The sequence below is a fragment of the Skermanella sp. genome (assembly GCF_059503625.1).
Genome location: NZ_JCACHA010000692.1, coordinates 8,312 through 11,497 on the forward strand (window position 1 = coordinate 8,312; position 3,186 = coordinate 11,497).

5 protein-coding genes are annotated in these 3,186 nt (G+C 63.6%); all 5 read left to right on the top strand.

The genetic code is table 11. The annotated features are described in order from the left end of the window. Positions 1-504: 30S ribosomal protein S5 (gene rpsE / locus AC5JJ6_RS22800; RefSeq protein WP_496044254.1), on the top strand; the 504-nt coding region annotated here is incomplete at its 5' end. Positions 505-506: 2 nt separating this feature from the next. After that, the gene (gene rpmD, locus AC5JJ6_RS22805) at positions 507-704 is read left to right on the top strand and encodes a 50S ribosomal protein L30 (RefSeq protein WP_044425934.1); all 198 of its coding nucleotides are present in this window, start codon (positions 507-509) and stop codon (positions 702-704) included. Positions 705-730: 26 nt separating this feature from the next. Then, positions 731-1,222 carry a 50S ribosomal protein L15 gene (rplO, locus tag AC5JJ6_RS22810; RefSeq protein WP_044425935.1) on the top strand — a complete coding sequence of 164 codons (492 nt, stop codon included), beginning with the start codon at positions 731-733 and terminating at the stop codon, positions 1,220-1,222. Between the two features lie 94 nt (positions 1,223-1,316). Next, positions 1,317-2,660 carry a preprotein translocase subunit SecY gene (gene secY / locus AC5JJ6_RS22815; RefSeq protein ID WP_496044255.1) on the top strand — a complete coding sequence of 448 codons (1,344 nt, stop codon included), beginning with the start codon at positions 1,317-1,319 and terminating at the stop codon, positions 2,658-2,660. Then, a partial coding sequence (locus AC5JJ6_RS22820) for an adenylate kinase (RefSeq protein ID WP_496044256.1) occupies positions 2,657-3,186 on the top strand: 530 nt, incomplete at its 3' end. The genes secY and AC5JJ6_RS22820, both read left to right, overlap by 4 nt.

The window sequence follows — 3,186 nt, forward strand, 5'->3', positions numbered from 1 at the left end:
GAAAAGCTGGTCGGCATCAACCGTGTCGCCAAGGTGGTCAAGGGTGGCCGTCGGTTCGGCTTCGCGGCCCTCGTGGTCGTGGGCGATGCCAAGGGCCGCGTCGGCGTCGGATCGGGCAAGGCCCGTGAAGTGCCGGAAGCGATCCGCAAGGCGACCGACCAGGCCAAGCGCACCATGATCCGCGTTCCTCTGCGCGAGGGCCGGACGCTGCACCACGACGTGCACGGTCACTTCGGTGCCGGCCGGGTGGTTCTGCGGGCGGCTCCGACCGGTACCGGCATCATCGCCGGCGGCCCGATGCGCGCGATCTTCGAGGCGCTGGGTGTGCAGGACGTGGTGACGAAGTCGATCGGCACCTCGAACCCGCACAACATGATCAAGGCAACGTTCGACGCCCTGGCTCAGGTCGTCAGCCCGCGCGCCGTCGCGGCTCGCCGTGGCCGTCGCGTCAGCGACATCCTCGGTCGCCGCGATGCGACCGGCACCGAAGTGAAGGAGGCCTGAGCATGGCTGACGACACCAAGGCAACCGTGATCGTGACCCAGGTCGGCAGCCCGATCGGTCGCAAGAAGGACCAGCGCCAGACCCTCGTGGGTCTGGGGCTGAACAAGCTGCACCGCACGCGGGAGCTGGAGGACACCCCTTCCGTCCGCGGCATGATCGCCAAGGTTCAGCATCTGGTTCGCGTCGAGAGCCAGGGCTGAGAACGGGCGAGGGGATTACAAAAGCCATGAAACTCAACGAAATCCGGGATAATGCCGGCGCCCGCAAGAACCGTATGCGCGTGGGTCGCGGTATCGGTTCGGGCAAGGGCAAGACCTCCGGCCGCGGCGTGAAGGGTCAGACCTCACGTACCGGTGTCGCGATCAAGGGCTTCGAAGGCGGTCAGATGCCCCTGCATCGCCGGCTTCCGAAGCGCGGCTTCACGAACATCTTCGCCAAGGACTACGCGGTCGCCAACCTGGGCAAGGTCCAGCAGGCGATCGAGTCCGGCAAGCTGGACGCCTCCCAGCCGATCACCGGGGAAATCCTGGTGGCGGCCGGCGTCGCCCAGAACAGCCGCGACGGTGTTCGTCTGCTCGGCAAAGGCGCCCTGACCACCAAGGCCAGCTTCGTTGTCGCGGGCGCTTCGGCGTCGGCGATCGCGGCGGTCGAGGCTCTGGGCGGGACCGTTACGGTCACCGTGCCGCCGAAGGCTGAAAAGTCCGAAGCTGCCGAGTGATCGGAAGACGAGGAATTGGCCGGCGCTTGATCTCAGGCGCCGGCCGTCCTTTATTAAGAACAATACTTCGCACGTGAGCGTCGAGGACTAGAATATGGCATCAGCGGCCGAACAGCTCGCCGCCAATATCAACTTTGGCGCCTTTGCGAAGGCTACCGAGCTGAAGAAGCGGATCTGGTTCACCCTCGGGGCCCTGATCATCTATAGGCTTGGCACCTATATCCCGCTGCCGGGCATCGATCCCAACATCCTGGCGGACATCTTCCGGCAAAGCTCCGGCGGCATCCTGGACATGTTCAACATGTTCTCGGGCGGCGCGTTGCACCGGATGACCATTTTCGCCCTCAACATCATGCCGTACATCTCGGCATCGATCATCATCCAGCTCATGACGGCGGTTTCGCCGACGCTCGAGCAGATGAAGAAGGAGGGGGAGAGCGGACGCAAGAAGCTCAACCAGTACACCCGCTACCTGACGGTCGTCCTGGCGACGGTACAGGCTTATGGCATGGCGGTCGGGCTTCAGGGAATGACCGGCTCGATGGGGCCGGCGGTTCATAACCCCGGCATCTACTTCCTGGCCACCACCGTGATCACCCTGGTCGGCGGCACCGTCTTCCTGATGTGGCTGGGCGAGCAGATCACGGCTCGCGGAGTCGGCAACGGAATCTCGCTGATCATCTTCGCCGGCATCGTGGCGGAGCTTCCGCGGGCTCTGGCCGGCACTCTGGAACTGGGGCGCACCGGAGCGCTTTCGACCTTCTTCATCATCTTCCTGCTGCTGATGGCGGTGGGCGTGATCTTCTTCATCGTGTTCATGGAGCGGGCGCAGCGCCGGATCATCGTGCAGTATCCGAAGCGTCAGGTCGGCAACCGGATGTTCGGCGGCGAAAGCTCCCACCTGCCGCTCAAGCTGAACACGTCGGGCGTCATCCCGCCGATCTTCGCCAGCTCCCTGCTGCTGCTGCCGTTGACTCTGGCTGGCTTTTCGGGCGGGCAGGGGCCTGAATGGCTGACGATGGTCACGACCTACCTGGGGCACGGCCAGCCGCTGTACATCGCTTTGTACGTCGCGCTGATCGTGTTCTTCTGCTTCTTCTATACCGCAATCGTCTTCAATCCCGCGGAGACTGCGGACAACCTGAAGAAGTATGGCGGCTTCATCCCCGGCATTCGCCCGGGCAAGAACACGGCCGACTACCTCGACTACGTGCTGACCCGACTGACCGTCATAGGTGCGGCATATTTGTCCGTAGTCTGCCTCCTGCCCGAAATCCTGATTTCGCAGTATGCCGTCCCGTTCTATTTTGGCGGCACCAGCCTGCTGATCGTGGTCACCGTCACGATGGACACCGTCGCGCAGATACATTCGCATCTGCTGGCGCACCAATACGAAGGCCTGATCAAGAAGGCTAAGCTGCGGGGGAGGAGAGGATGAACTTAATTCTGCTGGGACCGCCGGGGGCCGGTAAGGGAACCCAGGCAAAGCGTCTCGAGGATCGGCACGGCCTCGTGCAATTGTCGACCGGGGACATGCTGAGGGCGGTCGTAGCCAGCGGCGTGCCGCTGGGCCAGCAGGCCAAGGAGATCATGGCTGCCGGCAAGCTGATGCCGGACGAGCTGATGATCGAGATGATCGCTGACCGCATTTCGAAGCCGGACTGCGCCACCGGTTTCATTCTCGACGGTTTCCCGCGTACGGTTCCTCAGGCCGAGGCCCTGGACCGCATGCTGGAAGAGAAGGGCCTGAAGCTCGACCACGTCATCGAGATGAAGGTGGACGATGCGGCGTTGGTGGAGCGGATCACCGGCCGCTACACCTGCGCCAAGTGCGGCCAGGGCTACCACGACAAGTTCCAGACGCCGAAGGCGGATGGAGTTTGCGACGTCTGCGGTTCGACCGAGTTCACCCGGCGGGCCGACGACAATGCGGAAACTGTAACGACACGGCTTGCCGCCTATCA